17 protein-coding genes are annotated in these 22,084 nt (G+C 68.7%); 8 read left to right on the top strand and 9 right to left on the bottom strand.

Annotation, left to right across the window (positions count from 1 at the left end):
• Positions 1-141 precede the first annotated feature (141 nt).
• From HD600_RS07550 to HD600_RS07540, 3 genes are all read left to right on the top strand, one after another.
• Entirely contained in the window at positions 142-1,182 is a 1,041-nt protein-coding gene (locus HD600_RS07550; RefSeq protein WP_184282693.1) for a substrate-binding domain-containing protein, read from the top strand.
• 61 nt (positions 1,183-1,243) lie between these two features.
• Complete coding sequence (locus tag HD600_RS07545) at positions 1,244-2,407, top strand: Gfo/Idh/MocA family protein (RefSeq protein ID WP_241731644.1); 1,164 nt, start codon at positions 1,244-1,246, stop codon at positions 2,405-2,407.
• Between the two features lie 35 nt (positions 2,408-2,442).
• Complete coding sequence (locus tag HD600_RS07540) at positions 2,443-3,447, top strand: sugar phosphate isomerase/epimerase family protein (RefSeq protein ID WP_184282691.1); 1,005 nt, start codon at positions 2,443-2,445, stop codon at positions 3,445-3,447.
• A gap of 109 nt (positions 3,448-3,556) precedes the next feature.
• Here HD600_RS07540 and HD600_RS07535 read toward each other — a convergent pair whose 3' ends face one another.
• Genes HD600_RS07535 through HD600_RS07520 form a run of 4 tightly spaced genes read right to left on the bottom strand, consistent with a single transcriptional unit; the run spans position 3,557 to position 8,738 of the window.
• Positions 3,557-5,197: an ATP-binding cassette domain-containing protein gene (locus tag HD600_RS07535; protein ID WP_184282689.1), complete on the bottom strand. Its 1,641-nt coding sequence runs from the start codon at positions 5,195-5,197 to the stop codon at positions 3,557-3,559.
• On the bottom strand, positions 5,194-6,066 hold the full coding sequence (locus tag HD600_RS07530; RefSeq protein ID WP_184282687.1) for an ABC transporter permease: 873 nt from the start codon (positions 6,064-6,066) through the stop codon (positions 5,194-5,196). The genes HD600_RS07535 and HD600_RS07530 overlap by 4 nt, the downstream gene beginning before the upstream one ends.
• On the bottom strand, positions 6,063-7,043 hold the full coding sequence (locus tag HD600_RS07525) for an ABC transporter permease (RefSeq protein ID WP_184282685.1): 981 nt from the start codon (positions 7,041-7,043) through the stop codon (positions 6,063-6,065). Before HD600_RS07525 ends, HD600_RS07530 begins: the two co-directional genes overlap by 4 nt.
• A gap of 6 nt (positions 7,044-7,049) precedes the next feature.
• Positions 7,050-8,738, bottom strand: a complete 1,689-nt coding sequence (locus HD600_RS07520; RefSeq protein ID WP_144794454.1) for an ABC transporter substrate-binding protein — start codon at positions 8,736-8,738, stop codon at positions 7,050-7,052.
• A 206-nt stretch (positions 8,739-8,944) separates the two neighbouring features.
• Here HD600_RS07520 and HD600_RS07515 point away from each other — a divergent pair, with 206 nt between their 5' ends.
• Both HD600_RS07515 and HD600_RS07510 read left to right on the top strand, forming a co-directional pair.
• On the top strand, positions 8,945-10,225 hold the full coding sequence (locus HD600_RS07515) for an acyl-CoA dehydrogenase family protein (RefSeq protein ID WP_184282683.1): 1,281 nt from the start codon (positions 8,945-8,947) through the stop codon (positions 10,223-10,225).
• A 2-nt stretch (positions 10,226-10,227) separates the two neighbouring features.
• A complete protein-coding gene (locus tag HD600_RS07510; protein WP_184282681.1) occupies positions 10,228-11,640 on the top strand; it encodes an LLM class flavin-dependent oxidoreductase in 1,413 nt (470 codons plus the stop codon).
• Between the two features lie 36 nt (positions 11,641-11,676).
• Here the strand turns inward: HD600_RS07510 and HD600_RS07505 are convergent, their stop codons facing one another.
• Entirely contained in the window at positions 11,677-13,170 is a 1,494-nt protein-coding gene (locus HD600_RS07505) for a DHA2 family efflux MFS transporter permease subunit (RefSeq protein WP_184282679.1), read from the bottom strand.
• A 55-nt stretch (positions 13,171-13,225) separates the two neighbouring features.
• Here HD600_RS07505 and HD600_RS07500 point away from each other — a divergent pair, with 55 nt between their 5' ends.
• From HD600_RS07500 to HD600_RS07490, 3 genes are all read left to right on the top strand, one after another.
• Positions 13,226-14,089 carry a phosphoribosylaminoimidazolesuccinocarboxamide synthase gene (locus HD600_RS07500; RefSeq protein WP_184282677.1) on the top strand — a complete coding sequence of 288 codons (864 nt, stop codon included), beginning with the start codon at positions 13,226-13,228 and terminating at the stop codon, positions 14,087-14,089.
• A 109-nt stretch (positions 14,090-14,198) separates the two neighbouring features.
• A complete protein-coding gene (locus HD600_RS07495) occupies positions 14,199-15,539 on the top strand; it encodes a uracil-xanthine permease family protein (RefSeq protein WP_184282675.1) in 1,341 nt (446 codons plus the stop codon).
• A 193-nt stretch (positions 15,540-15,732) separates the two neighbouring features.
• Positions 15,733-16,782, top strand: coding sequence for a LacI family DNA-binding transcriptional regulator (locus HD600_RS07490; protein ID WP_184282673.1), 1,050 nt, complete (start codon positions 15,733-15,735; stop codon positions 16,780-16,782).
• Positions 16,783-16,801: 19 nt separating this feature from the next.
• On the opposite strand, the gene HD600_RS07485 is transcribed toward HD600_RS07490, so the two are convergent.
• The 4 genes from HD600_RS07485 to HD600_RS07470 are packed head-to-tail and all read right to left on the bottom strand — an operon-like array spanning position 16,802 to position 22,074.
• Positions 16,802-18,907 (bottom strand): alpha-amylase family protein, encoded by a 2,106-nt coding sequence (locus HD600_RS07485; protein WP_184282671.1) that lies wholly within the window; start codon positions 18,905-18,907, stop codon positions 16,802-16,804.
• Positions 18,904-19,830 carry a carbohydrate ABC transporter permease gene (locus HD600_RS07480; protein ID WP_206705706.1) on the bottom strand — a complete coding sequence of 309 codons (927 nt, stop codon included), beginning with the start codon at positions 19,828-19,830 and terminating at the stop codon, positions 18,904-18,906. Before HD600_RS07480 ends, HD600_RS07485 begins: the two co-directional genes overlap by 4 nt.
• Complete coding sequence (locus HD600_RS07475) at positions 19,827-20,765, bottom strand: carbohydrate ABC transporter permease (RefSeq protein WP_338402178.1); 939 nt, start codon at positions 20,763-20,765, stop codon at positions 19,827-19,829. The genes HD600_RS07480 and HD600_RS07475 overlap by 4 nt, the downstream gene beginning before the upstream one ends.
• Position 20,766: 1 nt before the next feature.
• Positions 20,767-22,074: an ABC transporter substrate-binding protein gene (locus HD600_RS07470; RefSeq protein ID WP_241731643.1), complete on the bottom strand. Its 1,308-nt coding sequence runs from the start codon at positions 22,072-22,074 to the stop codon at positions 20,767-20,769.
• Positions 22,075-22,084 lie beyond the last annotated feature (10 nt).

Here is a 22,084-nt window from a genome sequence, read left to right as displayed (position 1 = left end):
TTGTCGATGAACCGACAAAACCTGGTCATCGTCCGCACACTCTGATAGCTTGACGATCACCGGTGACCCCGCGAATCCGTTCCGCCGCGTCGACACCGTACGCATCTGCATCACATTTCAAGGAGGAAAGAAATGCACCGTATGCGCTCACGGGGACTTCGCCCGCTCATGGCAGGCGCCGCCGCCATCTTCGCCATCGGCTTGCTGGCCGGCTGCACGAGTTCCGGAGACGAAGGGGAACCGGACACCAATCAGGGCACCACCAGCGACGAGAACGCGGCCAGCGGTGACACCGTCACCATCGGCTGGTCCGGTCCGGAGGCCGACCACGGCTGGCTCGGCGCCATCAACACGGGAGCCATCAACGCCGCCGAGAGCTTCGACGACGTCGAGCTGCTCCAGGCGGAGGGCACCAACGACGCCAACCAACAGATCGCCGCTGTCGAGAAGTTCATCAACGACGGTGTCGACGCGATCGTCCTGCTCCCCACCGACGGGGCCGCCCTCACGCAGGTCGCGCAGAAGGCCATGGATGCCGGGATCCCCGTCATCAACGTCGACCGGGAGTTCTCGAGCACGTTCGCATCGCGCGCGACGATCCTCGGGGACAACTACGGCATGGGAGTCAGCGCCGGCACCTACATCTGCGAGGAGCTCGGAGGGCAGAGCGACGCCGTCGTCGCCGAGATCGCCGGTATCGATTCCCTGCCGCTGACGCAGGACCGCTCGCAGGGCTTCGCGGACGCGCTGGAAGGCTGCGGACTCGAGGTCGGCCCCCGTGTCGCCGCGGACTTCACGGTCGCCGGCGGAGAGAGCGCCGCATCGCAGCTGCTCTCGGCCAACCCGCAGATCGACGCCATCTGGAACCATGACGACGACCAGGGCGTCGGCGTCATGGCGGCGATCGACGCCGCCGGTCGCGACGAGTTCTTCATGGTCGGAGGCGCCGGCAGCGTCAACATGATGGACCGCATCGCCGCCGACGACAGCGTCATGAAGGCGACGGTCATCTACCCCTCGACGCAGGCCGCCGACGGCATCGCCCTCGCGCGACTGATCGCCCAGGACAAGACGATGAGCGACCTCATCACGCCGAGCGTGCCGTTCCGCATCGTGCTGGACGCACCGGTGGTGACCAAGGACAACGTCGACGAGTTCATCGATCTCGCCTTCGAGTCCTGACAAATCGACCGCGGGGCGGGCGCACGCGCGCCCGCCCCGCACCGTTCCCGGGAGGAATGAGATGACAACCCCACTGCGAGTGGCCATGATCGGCCACGGTTTCATGGGAGCGGCCCACTCGGTCGGCTGGCGCCAGGCACCGGCCGCCTTCGACCTTCCGCTCTCCCCGCAGATGGCCGTCCTGGTCGGGCGCGACGCCGCCAAGACCTCCGCCGCCGCGGAGCGGTGGGGCTGGACCGAGACGTCGACCGACTGGCGGAGCGTCGTCGCGCGCGACGACATCGATCTCGTCGACATCGTCACACCGGGCGACTCCCATGCTGAGATCGCCCTCGCGGCCCTCGCCGCCGGCAAGCACGTGCTCTGCGAGAAACCGCTCGCGAACTCGGTGGCGGAGGCCGAGGAGATGGAGCGCGCCGCACGGGATGCCGCAGCGCACGGCGTCCGCGCGATGGTGGGCTTCACCTACCGGCGGGTCCCCGCTGTGACGCTCATGCGCGACATGGTCGCCGCAGGACGCGTCGGCACGATCCGACAGGTGCGTGCCTCCTACCGACAGGACTGGCTCGCCGACCCCGAGTCGCCGATGACCTGGCGGCTCGACAAGGATCGCGCGGGCTCCGGCGCCCTCGGCGACATCGGCGCCCACATCGTCGACATGGCGCAGTTCGTCACAAGGCAGGACATCTCGGCCGTCTCCGGCGTGCTGGAGACACTCGTCTCCGAGCGGCCCGTCCTGGCCGAGTCCGTCGGCCTCAGCGGTACGGCCGGCACCGAACGCGGCACGGTGACCGTCGACGACGTCGCGGTGTTCACCGGGCGGCTGACGTCGGGGGCACTGGCGAGCTTCGAGGCGACGCGCTTCGCGACCGGACGCAAGAACGCGCTCGACATCGAGATCTCGGGTGACGCCGGCTCGCTGCACTGGAACCTCGAGGACATGAACGTGCTCGACTTCTACGACGCCACGCGACCCGCGGCGGAGCAGGGTTTCGCGCGGATCCTCGTCACCGAACCGGAGCATCCGTACCTCTCCGGCTGGTGGCCGGCCGGGCATATGCTCGGCTACGAACACGGCTTCTCCCACCAGGTGAAGGACCTCATCGAGGCCCTCGCCGCCGGAGCGCAGCCGTCGCCCTCCTTCGAGGACGGCCTGCGCGTCCAGCGCGTCCTCGATGCCGTCGAGCGCAGCTCGCGAGACGGCTCCGCCTGGACGAACATCTGAACCCGACCACTGACACCAACGAGAGAAGGACGACGATGTCACGACCTGTCACCCTGTTCACCGGCCAGTGGGCCGATCTGCCGTTCGAGGAGGTGTGCCGCCTCGCCGGGGAATGGGGCTACGACGGCCTCGAGATCGCGTGCTGGGGCGACCACCTCGACCCGTGGCGATGGGACGACGACGCGTACATCGAGGACCGTCTGGCGATCCTCGAGCGCAACGGCCTGAAGGTCTGGACCATCTCCAATCATCTCAAGGGCCAGGCGGTCTGCGACGATCCGATCGACGAGCGGCACCGCAACATCCTCTCCGACCACGTGTGGGGCGACGGTGACCCGGAGGGCGTCCGTCAGCGCGCCGCCGAGGAGATGAAGAACACCGCACGACTGGCCGCGAAGCTCGGCGTGAGGACCGTCACGGGATTCACCGGGTCGTCCATCTGGAAGTACGTCGCGATGTTCCCGCCGGCCACCGACGAGATGGTCGAGGCGGGCTATCAGGACTTCGCCGACCGGTGGAACCCGATCCTCGACGTGTTCGACGAGGTCGGCGTGCGCTTCGCCCACGAGGTGCACCCGTCCGAGATCGCCTACGACTACTGGACGACCACGCGCACGCTCGAGGCGATCGGGCACCGCGAGGCGTTCGGCCTGAACTGGGATCCCTCGCACATGGTGTGGCAGGACCTCGACCCCGTCGCTTTCCTGTGGGACTTCCAGGATCGGATCTACCACGTGCACTGCAAGGACACGAAGAAGCGGCTGGGCAACGGGCGCAACGGACGCCTTTCGTCGCACCTGCCGTGGGCTGATCCGCGTCGCGGGTGGGACTTCATCTCGACCGGCCACGGCGATGTGCCGTGGGAGGACGCCTTCCGGATGCTCAACGCGATCGGATACGACGGCCCGCTGTCGGTCGAGTGGGAGGATGCCGGAATGGACCGACTCGTCGGGGCCCCGGAGGCGCTGGAGTTCGTGCGGCGCCTGTCGTCGTACCGCCCGTCGGACGCCGCCTTCGACTCGGCCTTCTCGACCCGCTGAGCGGGTCGGGATGGGGCGTTCGCGACCGGGGGGCGCGGACGATGCATGCGGTCCGGGGGCGGTCCGGGGGGCGCCCCCGGACCGCGATGCCCTGGCGCAGCGGGGCCGCTCACCCGACGGCGAGGATCTCCTCGCGTCGCCCGGGGATCGATTCGATGAGGCGGATCGTGTATTCCTCCTGCGGCGCGTCGAGCACATCCGACGCCGTCCCCGTCTCGACCAGCCGCCCGCGCTCGAGGACGGTGATCTCATCGGCGATCTGGCGGACGAGGCTCAGGTCGTGCGAGATGAACAGGTACGTCAGGCCGTACCGCTCCCGCAGATCGAGGAGCAGATCGACGATCTGCGACTGCACCGTGACGTCGAGCGCGGAGGTCGGCTCGTCCAGGAGCAGCACCCGCGGCTGGAGCAGCAGTGCCCTCGCGATCGACGCGCGCTGCCGCTGCCCACCGGACAGTTCGGCCGCGCGCCGCGCGCCTGCGGCGTGCGGAAGTCCGACGGCGGTGAGCGCGTCTGCGACGAGCTCCCTCCGCTCGCCCCGGCCGAGGTCCGCCCGGTTGATCCTCAGCGGTTCCTCGAGGGCCTGTGCGATGGTCCACCGCGGATCGAGCACCGCCAGGGCGTTCTGATAGACCAACTGCAGCCCGCTCGGATCCTGGTTGGTCCTGTCCGGGCGCTGCGGCAGCGTACGACCCGCGACCTCCACGTGTCCGCTGTCGAATCCCGTCAGCCCGGCGATCACCCGTGCGGCCGTCGTCTTGCCCGACCCCGATTCGCCCACCAGCGCATGCACAGCCCCCTCCGAGACCCGGAAGCCGACGGCATCCAGGGCCCGCACGTCGGCTCCGCCGGAGAGCGATGAGAAGGTCTTCGTCAGGTGCTCGACGGAGACGATGGGCTCCGCCCGATCGATCGTGGCGCGGCGGTGGGCGTATTTGTCCGGCGAGAGGGCCGGCGCATCGGCGAACAGCCGTGCGGTGTAGCCGTCGACGGGGTTCGCGATGACCTCGTGCGTGCGACCGGCCTCCCGGATGCGGCCGCCGTTGAGCACGACGAGGCTGTCGCTCCTCTCCTCCGCGATGGACAGGTCGTGGGTGATGAGGACCACGGACAGGCCGAGGTCGCGCGTGAGCTCGTCGAGGAGATCGAGGATGGTCCGCTGCACGGTGACATCGAGACCCGAAGTGGGCTCGTCCGCGATGAGGATGCGGGGCTCACCGGAGATGGCGATCGCGATGAGGACGCGCTGCAGCTGCCCACCCGACAGCTGATGCGGATAGGCCATCGCGCGCTCGGCAGGCCGGTGGATGCCGACCCGCGCGAGGAGGTCGATCGCCGCCTGCCGCGCCTCCGCCGTGGAGACGGCGCGGTACTGCCGGATCGCATCGGCGACCTGCTCCCCGACGCGCTGGAGCGGATCGAGGGAACTCAGCGGATCCTGCGGCACGTAGCCGATCGTCCTGCCCCGCAGCGGACGCCAGCGTCGCGCATCGAAGCCCACGACATCTTCACCGAAGATCTCGATCGTGCCTGCGTCGACCAGGCCGTTCTCCGGGAGGAGCCCGGCGATCGCCGCGGCGACCGTGCTCTTGCCCGAGCCCGACTCCCCGACGATCGCGACGGTCTCCCCCGCGGCGAGCGCGAGCGAGAAGTCCTCCACGACGCGCGTCGCCCACCGCCCGCGCACATACGAGATGTCGAGCCCCGTGACGACGACCGGCGCCCACCGGTCCGATCCGATGCTGCTCATGAGCGACCCTCCCTGGCGCGCTGCGCCAATGTGCTCAGCCGGGCGACCGACAGCACGGTCGCGGCGATGACGAGACCGGGGATGAGCGACATCCACGGCGATGAGGTGATGTACTGCCGGCCTTCCGAGACGAGCAGGCCCCACTCCGGCTGCGGGGGGACCGCGCCGAACCCGAGGAAGCTCAGGGCCGAGATCGACAGGATCGCCCCGCCGAACTCCAGCGGGACGAGCGCGAGGACCGAGCCGTAGGAGTTCGGGAGGATGTGCCGCAGGAGCGTGTACCTGCGGGTTCCCCCCAGGTGCGCACTGGCCTCGACGAAGGGATGCTCCTTCACGGTGAGCACCTCGGAGCGCACGAGGCGGGTAAAGCCGGCGACCGACGACAGTCCGACCGCGATCGCCGCGTTGACGGCGCCGAACCCGAGCGAGACGACGATGACCATGGCCAGCAGGAGACCGGGGATGGCCAGGAGCACATCGACGACGCGGCTGAGGAGGCTGTCGACCCAGCCGCCGAGGTAGCCGGCGAGCGATCCCAGAGTGAGACCGATCGCGAGCCCGATCAGCACCGCGATCCCGGAGGTGGAAAGGGTCAGGGCCGTGCCATGGACGACCCGCGTGTAGAGATCCCTGCCGAGGTAGTCGGTGCCGAAGATGTGCGCGAGGCTCGGCGCGGACAGCGTGTCGCCGGGGCTGACCTCGAGCGGGTCGTACGGGGTGAGCACGGACGGGAAGGCGACGGCGATGAGGAGGAACGCGACGAAGGCGATCGCCGCGAGGTCGGGAACGTTGAGCCATGCCGGACGGCCGGCCGGTGTCGGCGGCGCCGCGAAGGCGGGCGGTGTCTCGAGCGCGGGTGCGACGGTCATGCGGGGGTCTCCTCGAGCTCTGTCGCCTTCGAAGGGCGGGTGTCATGGATGCGGATGCGCGGGTCGATGAGCGGGTAGACCAGGTCGGTGAGGAGGTTGAAGGCCGTGACGATCACGGCGACGAGCAGGACGACGCCGAGGACCACCGGTCCGTCCTGAGCACGGACGGCCTGCTCGGTGACGAATCCGAGGCCGGCGCGGGAGAAGACGGTCTCGGTGATGACGGATCCGGCCAGCAGCGCCCCTGCGGTGAGGCCGAACAGGGTCACCGCGGGGATCGATCCGTTCTTCAGCACGTGGCGGAAGATGATCGCGCTCTCCGACATCCCCTTCGCTCTGAGCACGCCGACGAACGGCTCTGCTCTGGCGGCGCTCAACCCCTGGATCAGCACACGGGTGATGGGCGGGCTGGCCACGATGCCGAGCGTGAGAGCCGGCAGCAGGAGGGACTTGACCCCCTCGTCCCTGATCGACGAGAACCAGCCGAGCTGATAGGCGAACACCTGCAGGAGCAGGAGTCCGACGAGGAACGTGGGCGCCGAGAGAGACAGCAGCGGCAGCGCCTGCGCCGCGCGCCGCACCGCCTCCGACCGGGGGAAGACGGCGAGGAGCGCCACGACCAGCGAGATCACCAGGGTCAGCAGTAACCCGAGCACGGCGAGCAGCGCGGTCGACGAGAGCCCCTGCGCGATGAGCTCGACCACAGGGCGACCCGTCGCCAACGAGTATCCGAGGTCGCCCCTCAGCAGGCGCCCGACCGCGAGGGCGAACTGCTCGAGTGGCGATCGGTCGAGTTCGTAGTAGCCGATGATCCGCGCTGCGACGTCCGGGGGCACGGGGTTCTGCGGGTTGTCGAGCCGGTTCTTCACCGGGTCGCCGGGGAGGGCGAACAGGATGATCCAGACGAACACGTAGGCGAGGATCACCACGGCGACAGCGTGGGCCACGCGTCGGAGGACGTACCGTGCCGAGACCATGTCGACTCAGTCCTCCGCGATCCAGGTGTTGTGGAACACGGGCCGAGCCTCCGGCGTCCACTCGAATCCGCGCACGTGCGGCTGGAGCGCGAACACCTGCGTGTCGGTGAGGATGGGGAAGGCGTACGCGTTGTCGATCAGGTAGTCCTGCAGTTCGGCGAGGATCTCCGCCCGCTCGTCCCCGTCGACCGTCGTCTGTCGGTTGAGCAGGTCGTTGAGCACCTCATCGGTCTCGGGCAGCGCCAGGGTGTTGGTCTTCTCGGTGTCGAAGGCGTTGCGAATGGTGACCCACGGGTCGGCCTGCGGCCACCCGGTGCGGAGCACCCCGACCTCGGGGTCGGCGTATGCGGTGGAGACGTTGGCGTAGTCGACCTCTGTGAGCTCGAGTTCGATCCCGACCTGCTGCAGCTGCCAGGCGATGAGCTGGAAGAGCGGGGCCGATGTGGCATCGAACACATCGATCACGGTCTTGATGTGCAGGCGCTCGCCGTCCTTGACGCGGTAGCCCTCGGCATCCCGTTCGGTCCACCCGGCCTCGTCGAGCAATGCGTCGGCACGGTCCCGATCGAACTCGAGCTTGTCCGACTGATCCGTGAAGCCGAAGGCGTCCTCGGTGACGAGACTCGATGCCGTCGTCCAGTTGTCGGTGTAGAGGTCGTCGATGATCTGGTCGCGGTCGATGGCGGCCGAGATCGCCTGCCGTACACGGACGTCGCGGAGGGCGGGGATCTGCTGCTTGAGGATCCACGTGTTCGTCTGACCAGTGCCCTGCAGTCCGAGCACCTGGAACCCGTCGGCGGCGAGCGCGTCCTCCTCGCTGGGCTGCACGTAGCGGATCAGGTCGCCCTCGCCGGCACGGAGACTGCCGAGTCGTGTGCTGTCCTCGAGCACAGGGATCCAGATGATCTTCTCGAGGTAGGCCGCCCCCTGGTTCTCCGATCCGGCCGGCGCCCACGCGTAGTCGTCCCGCCGCACGAGCACGATCTCCTCGCCGTACACCTCGGACTCCACGACGAACGGCCCCGTGCCGATGACGTTGGTCGCCTGCTGCAGCTCCTCTGCGCTCAACGCGAGGGTCTCATCCGCCACGAGCGAGCTGGCCCAGTTCGAGAGGATCTTGATGTACGGGCTGAACGGCTCGACGAGCCGGACGGTGACAGTGCGCTCCGTCTCATCGCTGGTGACGGTGTCCACGATGGGATAGGTGGTGTTGGGCACGACGCCGAGGTCGGGGTTACCGAACGCCTGGAACTCGATGTTGCGCTGGACCGCACCGGCATCCAGTTCCTGCCCGTTGCTGAAGGTCACGCCGTCCCGGATGCGGAAGACGTATTCGAGCCCGTCCTCGCTGATGTCCCAGCTCTCGGCCAGCCACGGTTCGAGCTCGCCCGTGTCAGGATTCGCGAAGACCAGTCGGTCGGTGATGTTGTGCGTGAGGGCCGTCGACTGCCAGGTGCCGTTCTGGATGCTGGCCGACGCGATCACCTCGGCGTCGAGGTAGGTGAGGGTGCCGCCGGACTGCGGGGTCTGACCGGCGCTGTCGACGGATGCCGCGGAGGCACCTGCGGGGCCTCCGCCGAGCAGCCGCGGCAGGAACACGATGCCGAGGATCACGGCGGCGACCGCGGCGATTCCGACGACGACCCAGACGGGTCTGCGGTTCTTGCGGACGATGCGGACGTGCGGCTGCGACATGATCTCTCCGGGATGGTGGTGGGGCGTCGGACGGTGAAGGCAACGTTGGCGGCCGCTCCGGCGCTCTGGCAAGCGCGATCCGCCTGTGTGTCGAAGAGTTTCGGGACGTGAACGTATGTTGCACGCCGCCCCCGCCGGCCCGACCGACGTGCCATCGTGACGGACGAACCGCACGAGGAATCCATGCACGAAGGAACTGGAGCACCATGTCTGCCGTCACTGCCGCCGAGACCGTCGCACCGACATTCGAGCACCTGCGCGCCCGTTTCGCGCCGATCTTCGAGGAGATCGGCGCCGGCGTGCTCGAGCGCGAAGCCGATCGGCGCCTGCCGTACGAGCAGATCGACCGTCTGCGGCGCGAGGGGTTCGGCGCGCTGCGCGTGCCGGTGGAGTACGGCGGGTTCGGCCTCACGCTCGTCGAGCAGTTCCGCCTGCTCATCGACCTGGCGGTGCACGACTCCAACAGCGCGCACGTGTGGCGAGGGCACATCGCCTTCGTCGAGGAGATCCTCATCGAGAAGGACGCGCAGCGCCGCGATCGCTGGCTGACGCGGATCGGGCGGGACAGGGACCTCATCGGCAACGCCTGGAGCGAGGTCGGCAACCGTTCCTGGGAGGACAGCTCGACCGTGCTCTCCTCGGACGGCGATGGTGGGTACACGCTCGACGGGGAGAAGTACTACACGACGGGGACGATCTTCGCGCAGTGGACGAGCGTCGCCGCCCAGCTCGACGGCGAACGCGTCTTCGTCGCGGCCCGTCTCGACGACCCGGGGGTGACGATCGTGGACGACTGGAACGGATTCGGGCAGCGTCTCACCGGCACCGGCACGACGCGCTTCGTCAAGGTTCCCGTTGCCGCCGATGAGATCCGCCGTTCGGCGGAGCACGACACGTGGCGCTCCTCTCTCGTGCCGCTGTTCCAACTCGTCCTGCTCGCCGCGCTCGCCGGCATCGCCCGCGCGGCGGTCGATGACATCGTCCGCTACGTGCTCGGGCGCAACCGGAGGGCGCTCGACGGCGACGAGGACTCCAGCCCGCGTGACGACGTCCTCGTCCAGCGCGCGGTGGGAGAGGTGAGTGCAGCCGCCGAGGCGGCGGAGGCGATCGTGCTCTCCGCTGCTCGCGCCCTGGATGACGCGCACGACGTGCACGATGCCGAGGAGGCCGATGCGCGCCCGGTGTTCGACCGCGCCCGCCTGGCGGCGTTCCGCGGCCAGACGGCTCTCATCCCCCTCGTCCTGTCCGCCACCGAGCGGATCTTCGAGGTGGGTGGCTCGTCCGCGGTCGCGGCCCCCCGCGCGCTCGACCGGCACTGGCGCAACGCCAGGACGGTCGCCTCGCACAACCCCGTGGACCACCGTGCCAGGGCGATCGGGTACTACGAGCTGTTCGGCGAGTTCCCCGAGCGCCGCAGGGCGGGCACGACCGCACCGACATCCGCCGCCGCGTCCTCGGACGCGGCGTCCGCGAAGAAGGAGAGCTGATCATGACCGACCGCAAGCAGCTGATCCTCAACCTGTTCGAGATGAACTGCGTGAGCCACATCACGCACGGGCTCTGGCGGCTCCCCGGCAACAACCGGACGCGTTTCAACGAGATCGGATATTGGCAGGAGCTCGCCGAGCGCGCCGAGGACGGCGGGTTCGACGCGATCTTCCTCGCCGACGTGGTCGGTGCGTACGACACCTACCGCGACGGGTTGGAGACGTCGCTGGCCGAGGCCGTGCAGATCCCGAGCAACGACCCCCTGCTGGTCGTCCCCGTCATGGCCGCAGCCAGTCGCCGGCTCGGATTCGGGGTGACGTTCTCGACGACGTACGAGCCGCCGTTCTCGTTCGCCCGACGAATGGGCACGCTCGATCACCTCACTGCGGGACGGGTCGGCTGGAACATCGTCACCTCTTACCTTCCGAACGCCGCACGCAACTTCGGTCTGGCCGATCAGATCGAGCACGACCAGCGCTATCGCATCGCGGACGAGTACCTCGACGTCCTGTACAAGCTGTGGGAGGGCTCCTGGGACGACGGTGCGGTCGTGGCCGACCGCGAGCGCGGCGTCTATGCGCGTCCAGAGGGCGTGCGCTACATCGACCACAGGGGCGAGCACTTCCAGGTCGCCGGCCCGCACCTCGTCGAGCCGTCACGACAGCGCACGCCGGTGCTCTTCCAGGCCACGGGGTCCCCGGCGGGAACGGCCTTCGCCGGTCGCCATGCCGAGGCCGTCTTCACCGGTGGACGCGACGTGGCGGAGTTCCGGCGCAACAAGCGGAACATCCAGGACGCCCTCGTCCGCAACGGACGACTGCCGAACGACGCGAAGTTCCTCGTCCAGGCGGGCGTGGTCGTCGGGCGGACGGACGAGGAGGCGGCCGAGAAACTGGAGCTCTATCGGCGCTACAGCAGCGTCGAGGGCATCCTCGCGCACTCCTCACTGCCGTTCGATCCGCTCGCGCACGCGCCGGAGACCCCGCTGTCGGAGGTACTGACCCGCGCGGGCCTCGACCCGACGTCTGGTCCATGGGCGGCCGGTGCCGACGGCACGGTCGGTCAGTTCCTGGATCGGATCACGGCCGGACGGGAGGGTCGCTTCTTCGTCGCCGGTTCGCCGACCACGGTGGCCGACGAGATCGAGCGCTGGCTCGACGAGGACGGCATCGACGGGATCAACCTCCGGCAGTACCACACGTTCGGGACGCTGACAGATTTCGCCGAGCTCGTCGTGCCCGAGCTGCGCCGCCGCGGCCGGCTGCCCTCGGCGGACGAGGTCCGCGACGATCGTCGGACGCTCCGCGAGCGGCTGCTGGGCGAGGGCCCGCGGCTCCCCGACCGGCATCCCGGTGCGCAGTACCGCGGAGGCAGGAATCTCGTTTCGGAGACGGTCGGCGTCGCGTCGGCGTGAGGGTCGGCGCGCACCTGCGGGCGTACCGGCCGACGGTCAGCGCGCCCGCAGGTGCGCCGGACGACGGAGGAACAGCACGGCGGCGACACCGAGCAGGATCACGGCGGCCGGCAGGAGCATGGTCTGCGACATGGCGGCGGCGAACGGCGCGGCGACGGCCGCGGGCATGGCCCCCTCGCCGAATCCGCCAGCGTCCTCCGCACCGGGGACGTTCGCGACGAGCCTGCTCTGCATGAACACCGCGATCGCCGCGGAGCCGAGCACGGACCCGATCGTGCGCATCGTGTTGTAGATGCCGGAGCCCGCGCCCGCCTGGTGCATCGGCAGATCGCGGGTGGCGGTGGTCGCCAGCGGCCCCCACATGCCGGCGTTTCCGAGACCGAGGATCGCGGAGGGCACGAGCAACCACCCGATCGCGATGTCGGTGTTCATCATGGCGGCGAACAGGAACAGCGAGATCGACACGCACAGCAGGCCCGGCACGAGCATGACGCGGGGATCGATCCGGTCGAGCACCCGCCCCGCGAAGGGCGAGATGATCCCTGCGGCGAGCGCCATCGGGATCAGCAGGAGAGCCGATTCGGTCGGCGTGAGGCCGCGGGCGAGCTGGAGGAAGAACATCAGCGGCAGTCCCTGGGCCGTCACCGTGAAGCCGACGATGACGATCGTGATGTTCGACCACGTGAAGTTCCGGTTGCGGAACAGCTCCATCGGCACCAGCGGTTCGCTCTTCGTCCTCGCCTGCTGCCAGAGGAACAGCGCGAGCACGAACAGACCGACGACGATGAGACCCCACACCGAGATCGGCCCCCAGATCACTCCCCAGTCGTAGGCCTCCGCCTCCTGAAGCCCGAAGACGATGAGGAACATGGCGACCGCGCTGAGGAAGACGCCGAGGATGTCGAACCGATGCCGGTGGGTCTCGAGCTTCGGCACGAGGATGAGGGCGGCGACGAAACCGACGACTCCGACGGGCAGGTTGATGAAGAAGATCCACTCCCAGCCGAGACCGTCCACGAGGAACCCTCCGGCGAGCGGTCCGACGAGCATCGCGACGCCGGATGTCGCACCCCACAGCCCCATCGCCGCGCCTCGACGCTCCGGCGGGAATGTGCGCGTGATCACCGCCATCGTCTGCGGCGTGAGCAGTGCGGCACCGAGCCCCTGCGCCGCCCTCGCCCAGATGAGTCCGTCGAGGGTGGTGGACAGCCCGCACCACAGCGAGGAGAGCGTGAAGACGGCGAGGCCGATGAGATAGACGTTCTTCGGACCGAACCGGTCGCCGAGCCGTCCCGTGATGAGCAGAGGCACCGCGTACGCGAGCAGGTAGGCACTGGTGACCCACACGACCCGGTCGAGGTTGCTCGAGGCGGGGTCGAGGGCCTCCTTGATCGCGGGGTTGGCGACACTGACGATCGTCGTGTCGACGAGGATCATGAAGAAGCCGATGACGAGGGCCCACAGCGCCGGCCACGGCCCGCGATCGGACGTACGCGCGGCGGTCGTGCGGGTGGGGGAGGCGTCGGTCACCCGGCAACGCTACACCCGGGCGCCGACGAGCAGCGCGGACCGGGATAATGGGCGGATGAGCACTCCCCCGAGCATCCCCGGCTGGCGTCATCTCTACTCCGGCAAGGTCCGCGATCTCTACGCCTCCGAGGATCCTGCGGACACCCGCATCCTCGTCGTCGCGTCGGACCGCGTCAGCGCGTTCGATCACGTCCTCTCCCCCGGCATCACGGACAAGGGTGCGCTTCTGACCGAGCTCAGCCGCTGGTGGTTCGCACAGCTCGACGACGTGCCCAACCACCTCGTCGACGGCGATCTGCCGGAGGAGGTCGCCGACCGCGCGATGCTGGCGCAGTCGCTGGAGATGCTGCCGATCGAGTGCGTCGTCCGCGGGTACATCACCGGATCCGGCTGGGCCGAGTACCAGCAGAGCGGGACGATCTGCGGCATCCCGCTGCCGGCGGGCCTGGAGAACGGCGACCGTCTGCCGGAGCCGCTGTTCACCCCGGCCTACAAGGCCCCGATGGGCGAGCACGACGAGAACATCACGTTCGACAAGACCGTGGAGCTGGTGGGCGCCGAGCGCGCGACCGAGCTCCGCGACGCCTCCCTGGCGATCTACCGTCGCGCGGCGGCCATCGCCGAGGAGCATGGTCTCATCCTCGCCGACTCGAAGTTCGAGTTCGGGACGGATGCCGACGGCGTCCTGCGACTGGCGGATGAGGTCCTCACGAGCGACTCGTCTCGGTACTGGGATGCCGAGGCGTGGCAGTCCGGGACCACGCCGGCAGAGCGGATGGCGAGCTTCGACAAGCAGATCGTCCGCGACTGGCTCGCCGCCAACTGGGACAAGCAGGGCGAACCGCCCGTGCTCCCTGACGAGATCGTCACCCGCACGGCGGATCGCTACCGTGAGCTCATCACGCGGCTGACGGCATAGTCTCGGCGGCCGACAGCGGCGGCGCGGGGCGCGGGAGCGCACAGGCAATACTCAGGAATCGATAGTGTTGCTCCAGCACTCCCACCCCCGAAAACCGAGGAGCATCCGCATGCCCGTGTGGAAGATTCATGGCGATGGCCGCAACGTCGCCCCCAACCAGGTCGTCAAGCCCGAAGAACGACTGAACTGGCCCGCGACGTTCGCGATCGGCGCGCAGCACGTCGTCGCCATGTTCGGCGCCACCTTCCTCGTCCCGATCATCACCGGGTTCCCGGTGTCGACCACGCTGCTGTTCTCCGGCGTCGGCACCCTGCTGTTCCTCCTGCTGACCCGCAACCGTCTGCCCAGTTACCTCGGCTCGTCCTTCGCGTTCCTCGCGCCGATCACCGCGATCAACGCCGGCCAGTCGCTCGAGACGGCGCAGCAGATCACGCAGGCCCTCGTCGGCATCGTCGTGGTCGGTCTGCTCCTCGCCGGGATCGGCTTCCTCGTGCAGGCCGTCGGCATCGGCTGGATCGACCGCTTCATGCCGCCGGTGGTCGCCGGATCCATCGTCGCCCTCATCGGCTTCAACCTCGCCCCCGCCGCATGGAACAACTTCACCCTGCAGCCGGAACTCGCCACCGTCACCCTGGTCGCCGTGGTGCTCTTCAGCGTGCTGTTCCGCGGATTCCTCGGGCGCATCTCGATCTTCCTCGGCGTCATCGTCGGCTACATCGTGGCGATCTTCACCGGACAGGTGGCCTTCGACGGCGTCGCCGAGGCCGCGTGGATCGGCCTGCCCGACTTCCACCTCGCGGCGGTCACCGACCCGATGGCATGGGCGTACGTGCCGATGTTCCTGCCCGTCGTGCTCGTGCTGATCGCGGAGAACGTGGGGCACGTGCGCGGTGTCGCGACCATGACGAACGACCCGTCGATCAACAAGCACACCGGCCGCGCGCTCGTCGCCGACGGCCTCGCCACCACGCTCGCCGGCGGCTTCGGCGGCTCGGCGACCACCACCTACGGCGAGAACATCGGCGTCATGGCCGCCACCCGCGTGTACTCCACCGCCGCATATTGGGTCGCCGGTGTCGCCGCCATCCTGCTGGCGTTCTCGCCGAAGATCGGCGTCATCTTCAACACCATCCCGCCCGGGGTCCTCGGCGGCGTGACGACGGCGCTGTACGGCCTCATCGGTGTCATCGGCATCAAGATCTGGGTCGACAACCGCGTGGACTTCTCACGTCCGGTGAACCAGTACACCGTCGCGGTGTCGTTCGTCATCGCCGTCGGCGGCTTCGCGATGTCGTGGGGCGAGTTCCAGCTCGGTGCGATCGTCCTCGGCACGGTCGCGGCCATCGCCATCTATCACCTCGGCAACGCCATCGCCCGTGCGCGCAAGACCGGCGCGGACGACGGAGGGCCCATCCCCGCGGTCGGTCCGCTCGGCGGCGACCCGGAGTAACCCGCGGCCGCGCGGTCGGGCCGCGAGCGCCGCGCGGTCGGGCGGAGTTCGCTGCGTCGGGCGGAGAGATTCAGCCGGATCCTCCTCCCACGCGCGGGTTCTCCGCCCGTCCTTGCGCCGCGCGAGCGGCCGGAACCGCCTCCGGGCAGCGCGTCCGCCCCTGTTCACCGTGCGGATGCGGGAAACTGCTGAGATGACGACTCGGGGGCGCAGGGACGGGCGGGTGACCATCGCCGAGGTCGCCGCACTCGCCGGCGTCTCCCCCGGCGCGGTGTCGATGGTCTTCAACGGCACCGGCCGCATCTCCGAGGCCACCAAGGCCCGTGTGCGCGAAGCCGCCCGCACGCTCAACTGGCGGCCCAACGCCGCAGCCACGGCGCTGCGCACGTCGCGCACGAGGACGATCGGGCTGGTCCTGTCGAGCTCGGGACCGCTCCCGGAGATCGGCGCGGGCAACGTCGAGTTCATCTCGGGGATCGAGTCCATCCTCAGCCCCCGCCGCTACGGTCTGCTGCTGAACTTCCAACTCGCGCATCAGGACGAGACGGAGTTCTACCGGACGCTCACCGAGCAGCAGCGCATGGACGGGGTCATCCTCACCAACTCCGTCATCGAGGACACCCGTTTCGCGCTGCTGCGGGAGCTTGGCCTGCCCGCCGTCCTCGTCGGCACACCGTGGCGCGAAGGCGAAGTGGACTTCATCGACGCGGATCCGCCGGGCGCCGGCATCCCGGAGGCGGTCGAGCACCTCGTCGCGCTCGGGCACCGCCGCATCGCCTATCTCAGCGGCCCCGAACGGTTCGTCCTGCCCCGCATCCGCCGGCAGGCGTTCACGGAGACCCTGACGGCCCACGGAATCGAGCCCCGCGCGATCCTCGAGTTGCCGTACTCGCCGCAGGCCGCGGCAGAGGCGACCAGGGCGCTGGTGAAGGAGGACGACCGTCCCACCGCCTTCATCTACGGCACCGACCACATGGCCATCGCCGGCATCCGCACCCTGCAATCCATGGGAATGTCCGTGCCGCGCGACGCCTCGGTGATCGGCCACGAGGGACTGAGTATCGGCGAGTGGATCGACCCGCAGCTGACCACCGTGCAGCGGTACGGTTGGCAGCGCGGTCGCGCCGCCGCGGCCAAGCTTCTCGAGGTTCTCGGCGAGGAGATCGGGGAGGACGTCCCGCTCGAGCGTCCGGCGCTCCTCATCCGCGCCTCGACCGGACCCGCTCCGGCGGAGGACGCCTGAGCATCCCCCGCCGACGGACTCACCACTCCAGGCGCAGCAGCCCGAGCTCCTTGACCGCCGGAAGATCGACGACGAGCGAGCCGGCGTCCGTGACCGCGTCGAGGGTGACCACGCGGTCGTCGCGCAGACCGAGAACACGGAGCAGGCCCGCCTGAGCTGCGGCGACGGCATCCGCACCGACGCGCTCGAGGTCGACCATCGCGCGCAGGTCCGTCAGAGGGGTGACCTCCCGCTGCTGCCCCTTCATCGCCATGACGCTGGTGAGGTTCGCGAAAGCGAACGTGTACCCCTCGGGGTGTCGCCACGCAGCCGCATCCACGAGCCCGGCGCCCTGCAGCACCACCGCCGCCGGCGGCCGGCCGTTCTCAGCCAGGAGGTCCGCGAACAGCGCGAGGTGGTCGTCCATCAACACCTCGTCGTACAGCTCTGCGAGGTTGAACGCGACGATGCGGACGAGTCCTCGACCCACCGGCACCTCGGCGACGGCGGGGTCGTGCGCCGCGGAGCGCGGGTACACCTCCTCCATCGGGAGGTCGGGGTGGTCCGGGGTGAAGCGCCAGGTCACGCGCGCACCGTCCGGCACCGTGATCGTCGCGAGACGCGTGCCTCCCACGATCCGCGTGGTCTCGTCGAGCGGTCCACCCGTGACCACCTGGCGCTCGATGTAGTTGTTCCGCACGATCCCGTCACGCCACTGCGCGACCTCGATCCCGGCGAGCTCGGTCACCAGCCGGGTGCCGCCGTCGATCGTCGGTCCTGCACCTGTGACCGCGAGGATGCCGCCGCCCTCGACGAATGCGCGCAGTCGGGCCGCGGCATCCGCCGTGATCCGACTCGTCTCCGGCAGCAGGACGACCGCGGCGTCCTCCTCGCCGACCGGCCCGGTGCCGCGATCACCGACGAACTCGAAGGGGACACGGAGCTCGACCAGCGCCTGCGCCGCACCATCGGCGGCATGCCGCTCCCGTCCCGGCGCGAGCCCGGCCGTCTCCCACACGAGTGTGCGTGCAGCCGGTCGTGCGCCGGACAGGAACGGTGCGGCCGTGCGGTGCAACCCGAAGGCACGCTCCACGGCCGGCACCCACCGGGGGTCGTGGATGCGCCCGGCGAACTTCGTGAACCACGGGAACGCCCCCTGCACGAAGCCGTCCACGATCCAGGAGACGGTCTCCGCCGAGGCGTTCACGGAGTCCTTCCAGCGATAGCCGTGCTGCTCCGGACCGACCGAGGTGATCAGGCCGGTGCGCTTGTGCGGGTACAGCGCGCGGGTGCGTTTGGCGTCCCGCCCTGCCGCCCACTGCTTCTCGTCCTCGTTGCGTGCCTGATGGTCGACGAGGAAGAACGGCACGTGCCGACGGACGACCTCCGCATCGAGCTCCGACGCCGCGAACGACCCGAGGTTGGGGACGAAGCGCACATTCGGGTCCACCGCGCGCACGGCGTCGTCCCAGTGCGAGACGAGCGCGCTCAAGCGATTGCGGCGCCAGGATGTGTACGCGCGCCACGCCTCACCGTCGGCCGGATCCGCGCTCGTGGGAAGAGCGCGTCCGGTTGCCGCGCGGAACAGCGCCTGCGCCTCATCCGTGTAGCCGGGCCCGTGCCCCTGCCAGCGGTTGGCGAAGATCGCATCGACGTCGTACTCCGAGACGATCTCGCGGGCGACGTCGGTCATGAACTCCCAGTTGTACGCACCGTACGCGCACGTGACCCACGCTTCGGGGAACGCCCAATGCCGACGGAGCGAGCCGTCCTCGTTGCGCGCGATCCACTCCGGATGCGCCTCACGGACGTCTTCGTGCACGGCATGCGGGTCGATACGCGCCATCACCGCGAGTCCGCGCTGCTTCGCCGCCGCGACGACCTCGCCGAACAGGTCGCGCTCACCGAGGTGCCTGCTGGCGTAGTGCAGCGGGATGCGCGTGGGGTAGAACGCCATGTATCCGCCGGCGCTCAGGCAGATCGCGGTCGAATCGGTGCGCTCGAGCACATCGATCCAGGCATCCAGATCGAAGTGCAGCGGGTCGTCCTCGACGAACGTCAGCTGAGTCCATCGCTGCTCGTCCTCGTTCCACAGGCGCGCCGCCGCGGGGTCCAGGGCGGTCAAGGTGTCGGCGTCGTGTGTCATTTGATCCCTGTCGTCGAAATGCCTTTGATGATGTGCTTCTGCGCGAAGATGAAGAACAGCAGGATCGGGATCAGCGAGATCAGTGACATCGCGAACATGATTCCCATCCCGCTCTGCGTCTCGGTGTCCACGAGCGACTTCAGCGCGACCGGTGTGGTGTACAACGGCGTCTTCGTGAGATACAGCAATGGACCGAAGTAGTCGTTCCACGTCCAGATGAACGTGAAGATCGTCGTGGTGATCAGTGCCGGCTGCATGAGGGGGAGGATGACCGCCCAGAAGATGCGGAAGGGTCCTGCGCCGTCGATCATCGCCGCCTGATCCAGCTCGCGCGGGATCGACCGGATGAACTGCACCATGAGGAAGATGAACACCGCGTCAGTGGCGAGGAACTTCGGCACCAGCAGGGGCGCGTAGGTGTTGATCCAGCCGAACTCCGCGAACATGATGTACTGCGGGATGATCAGCACGTGGAACGGCAGCATGATCGTCATCAGCGCCAGCCCGAAGTACAGCTTGTTGCCCCGGAAGTTCAGCCTCGCCAGCGCGTATGCCGTCAGGGAGCAGGAGAACAGGTTTCCGATGATCGACCCGACCGCGATGATCCCCGAGTTGACGAGGAACACCGTGAACGGGACCCCGAGGGCCGTCCACCCGTCGGTGTAGTTGTCCACCGTCACCTCGGTCGGGATGAGTCCGACCTGGGACAGGATGAGGTTGCTCGGCTTGAACGAGCTCACGATCATCCACAGCAGCGGGTAGAGCATGAGCAGCGCGAACAGGGTGAGCAGGATGTGGCGGAGCGCGATGCGTCCGCGTCCCCTTCCCCGCCTGCGTCGGGGTGGGCGCTTCGCGGGCGCGGGCGGCTTCGGCGGCATGGCGTCGTCCGACGCGGTCCGCGGGGCTCTGGTGGTGATGGTCATGATCCGTCTCCGTAATGCACCCAGCGCTTGGCGCCGATGAAGTTCAGGGCGGTGGCCAGCGCGATGACGCCCAGGAGCACCCAAGCCATGGCGGCGGCGTAGCCCATGTCGAAACGCACGAATCCCTGCTGATAGATGTACAGCGTGTAGAAGAGCGTCGAATCCAGGGGGCCACCTGTGCCGCCGCTGACGACGTGCGCCTGCGTGAAGGCCTGGAAGGCGCCGATCATCTGCAGGATGAGGTTGAGGAAGATGATCGGGGTCAGCAACGGGATCGTCACCGACCAGAAGCGCCGGAACCTCCCCGCGCCGTCGACGGATGCCGCCTCCAGCAGCTCCTGCGGAACCTGGCGGAGACCGGCGAGGAAGATCACCATCGGAGACCCGAAGGTCCAGATGTTGAGGATGATCAGGGTCGACAGTGCTGTGTCGGGGTTCTGCAGCCAGCTGTCCGCCTCGATCCCGAAGAAGCCCAGCACGAGGTTGACGAGGCCGCGGTCGCCGAAGATCTGCTTCCAGAGCACCGCGATGGCGACGCTGCCGCCCAGGAGCGACGGGAGGTAGAAGGCGCCGCGGTAGATCGGCAGTCCGCGGAGTCCCTTGTCGAGGATCACCGCGAGGAAGAGGGCGAACGCGAGTTGCAGGGGCACCGAGATCACGACGTACATCAGAGTGACCCTGACGGATGCCCAGAACCGCTCATCCCCCGCCATGCGGACGAAGTTGTCGAACCCGATGAACTCGGGGGCTGTGAGCAGATCGTAATCCGTGAACGCGAGGACGGCGGAGGCGATCAGGGGTCCCGCCGTCACCGCGAGCATGCCGATGATCCACGGCAGCAGGAAGACGTGCGCGACCCATCCCTGCCGTTCGGAGGGAGGGCGTCGCCGCCGCGCCGGAGGCGAGGCGGCGGGCGCAGGGAGGGTGGAGGTCACGTCACTTTCCGATCTCGACGGAGACGGCGTCCACGAAGTTCTGCGCGGCGTCCGAGACCGATGTGTCGCCGATCGTGACCTTCTCGAGTTCGCGCACCATGATGTTGCGCCAGTCGCCGGACCCTGCCGGCGCCTCGAAGCGGTCCCGCTTCTTCTTGCCGTCGATCTCCCTCGTGATGGCGATCACCTTCTGCTCGTCTGGCGTCGCATCCGGCTCGTACTCATCCAGCAGCGCGAGGTTCGGCGGCGCACCGGCGGAGAGACCGACCTCTCGGAGCAGATCCAGGCTGGTGAGGTTGAACTGCATCAGCCTCCCTGCAGCCTCGACGGCGTCATCGTCCACGCCGGAGTACATCGCGAACCGGCTGTAGTAGACGAAGTGATATCCGTCCGCTGCCCCGTCGAGCATCGGCATGTCGCGCTGGTCGAAGGTGTAATCCGGGTACGACATCGCCTCGTCGACGATGTGGTTGGAGTTGGCGAACGTGGCGAGCACCTTGTCGCCGACCATCGACCACGAGGGCGAGACTCCGTCCTGCTCGCTGATGGTCGTGGTGGCGCCGGCGAGGCGAAGGTCCTCCCACCATCCGATCCACTCCGCGACGGCGTCCGCGCTGGCGCCCAGGCGTCCGTCCTCGGTCCACAGGTCCTCTCCCCGCTGACGGAGGAACAGTTCGAACGGCATGTCATGGTAGGCGCCGTACGTCGTGCCCTTGCGCCCTTCGGGATTGTCCGCCGCGTAGTCCTTGAGGAACTGCGCCAACTGCTCCCACGTCGGCGACTCCGGCATCGTCGCACCGGCCTCGTCGAGGAACGTCTGGTTGAAGCGCGTGACAGGGCTGAAGAGGGACTTGGGCAGGGTGTCCAGATCGCCGCCGAGGCGGAAGAGGTCGAGGTCCTCCTTGCTGAAGATGCTGAGATCGAGACCGGGAGCATCCTCGAGCGACCGGTAGATCCCGGCGTCCTTGTACGTGAGCACGGCCGCGGACGGGATCCAGAAGACGTGCGGCACGTCACGTGCCGCCATCTGAGTCGTCATCCGCTCCTGGAACGCGTCGTAATCGCCGAACTCCGGCTCCACCTCGATGCCCGTCTCGGCGCTGAACGCCTCCAGGCCCGACAGGTAGGCGCGCTGGCGTTCGGCACCGCCCCACCAGGCGAAGCGGACGGGGCCGGTCGAGCCTCCGCCCCCTCCGCCTCCGCTGCTGCCGGTGCTCGCGAACGGCGAGCACGCGGCGAGCATCACCGTGCCGGCACCGAGGGTGCCGAGTCCGGCGAGGGTGAGGAATGATCGGCGGTCCATGTTCATCGTTTTTCTC

This window comes from Microbacterium ginsengiterrae (assembly GCF_014205075.1).
GTDB lineage: Bacteria > Actinomycetota > Actinomycetes > Actinomycetales > Microbacteriaceae > Microbacterium > Microbacterium ginsengiterrae.
This window is presented reverse-complemented; position numbering and strand designations above follow the sequence as displayed.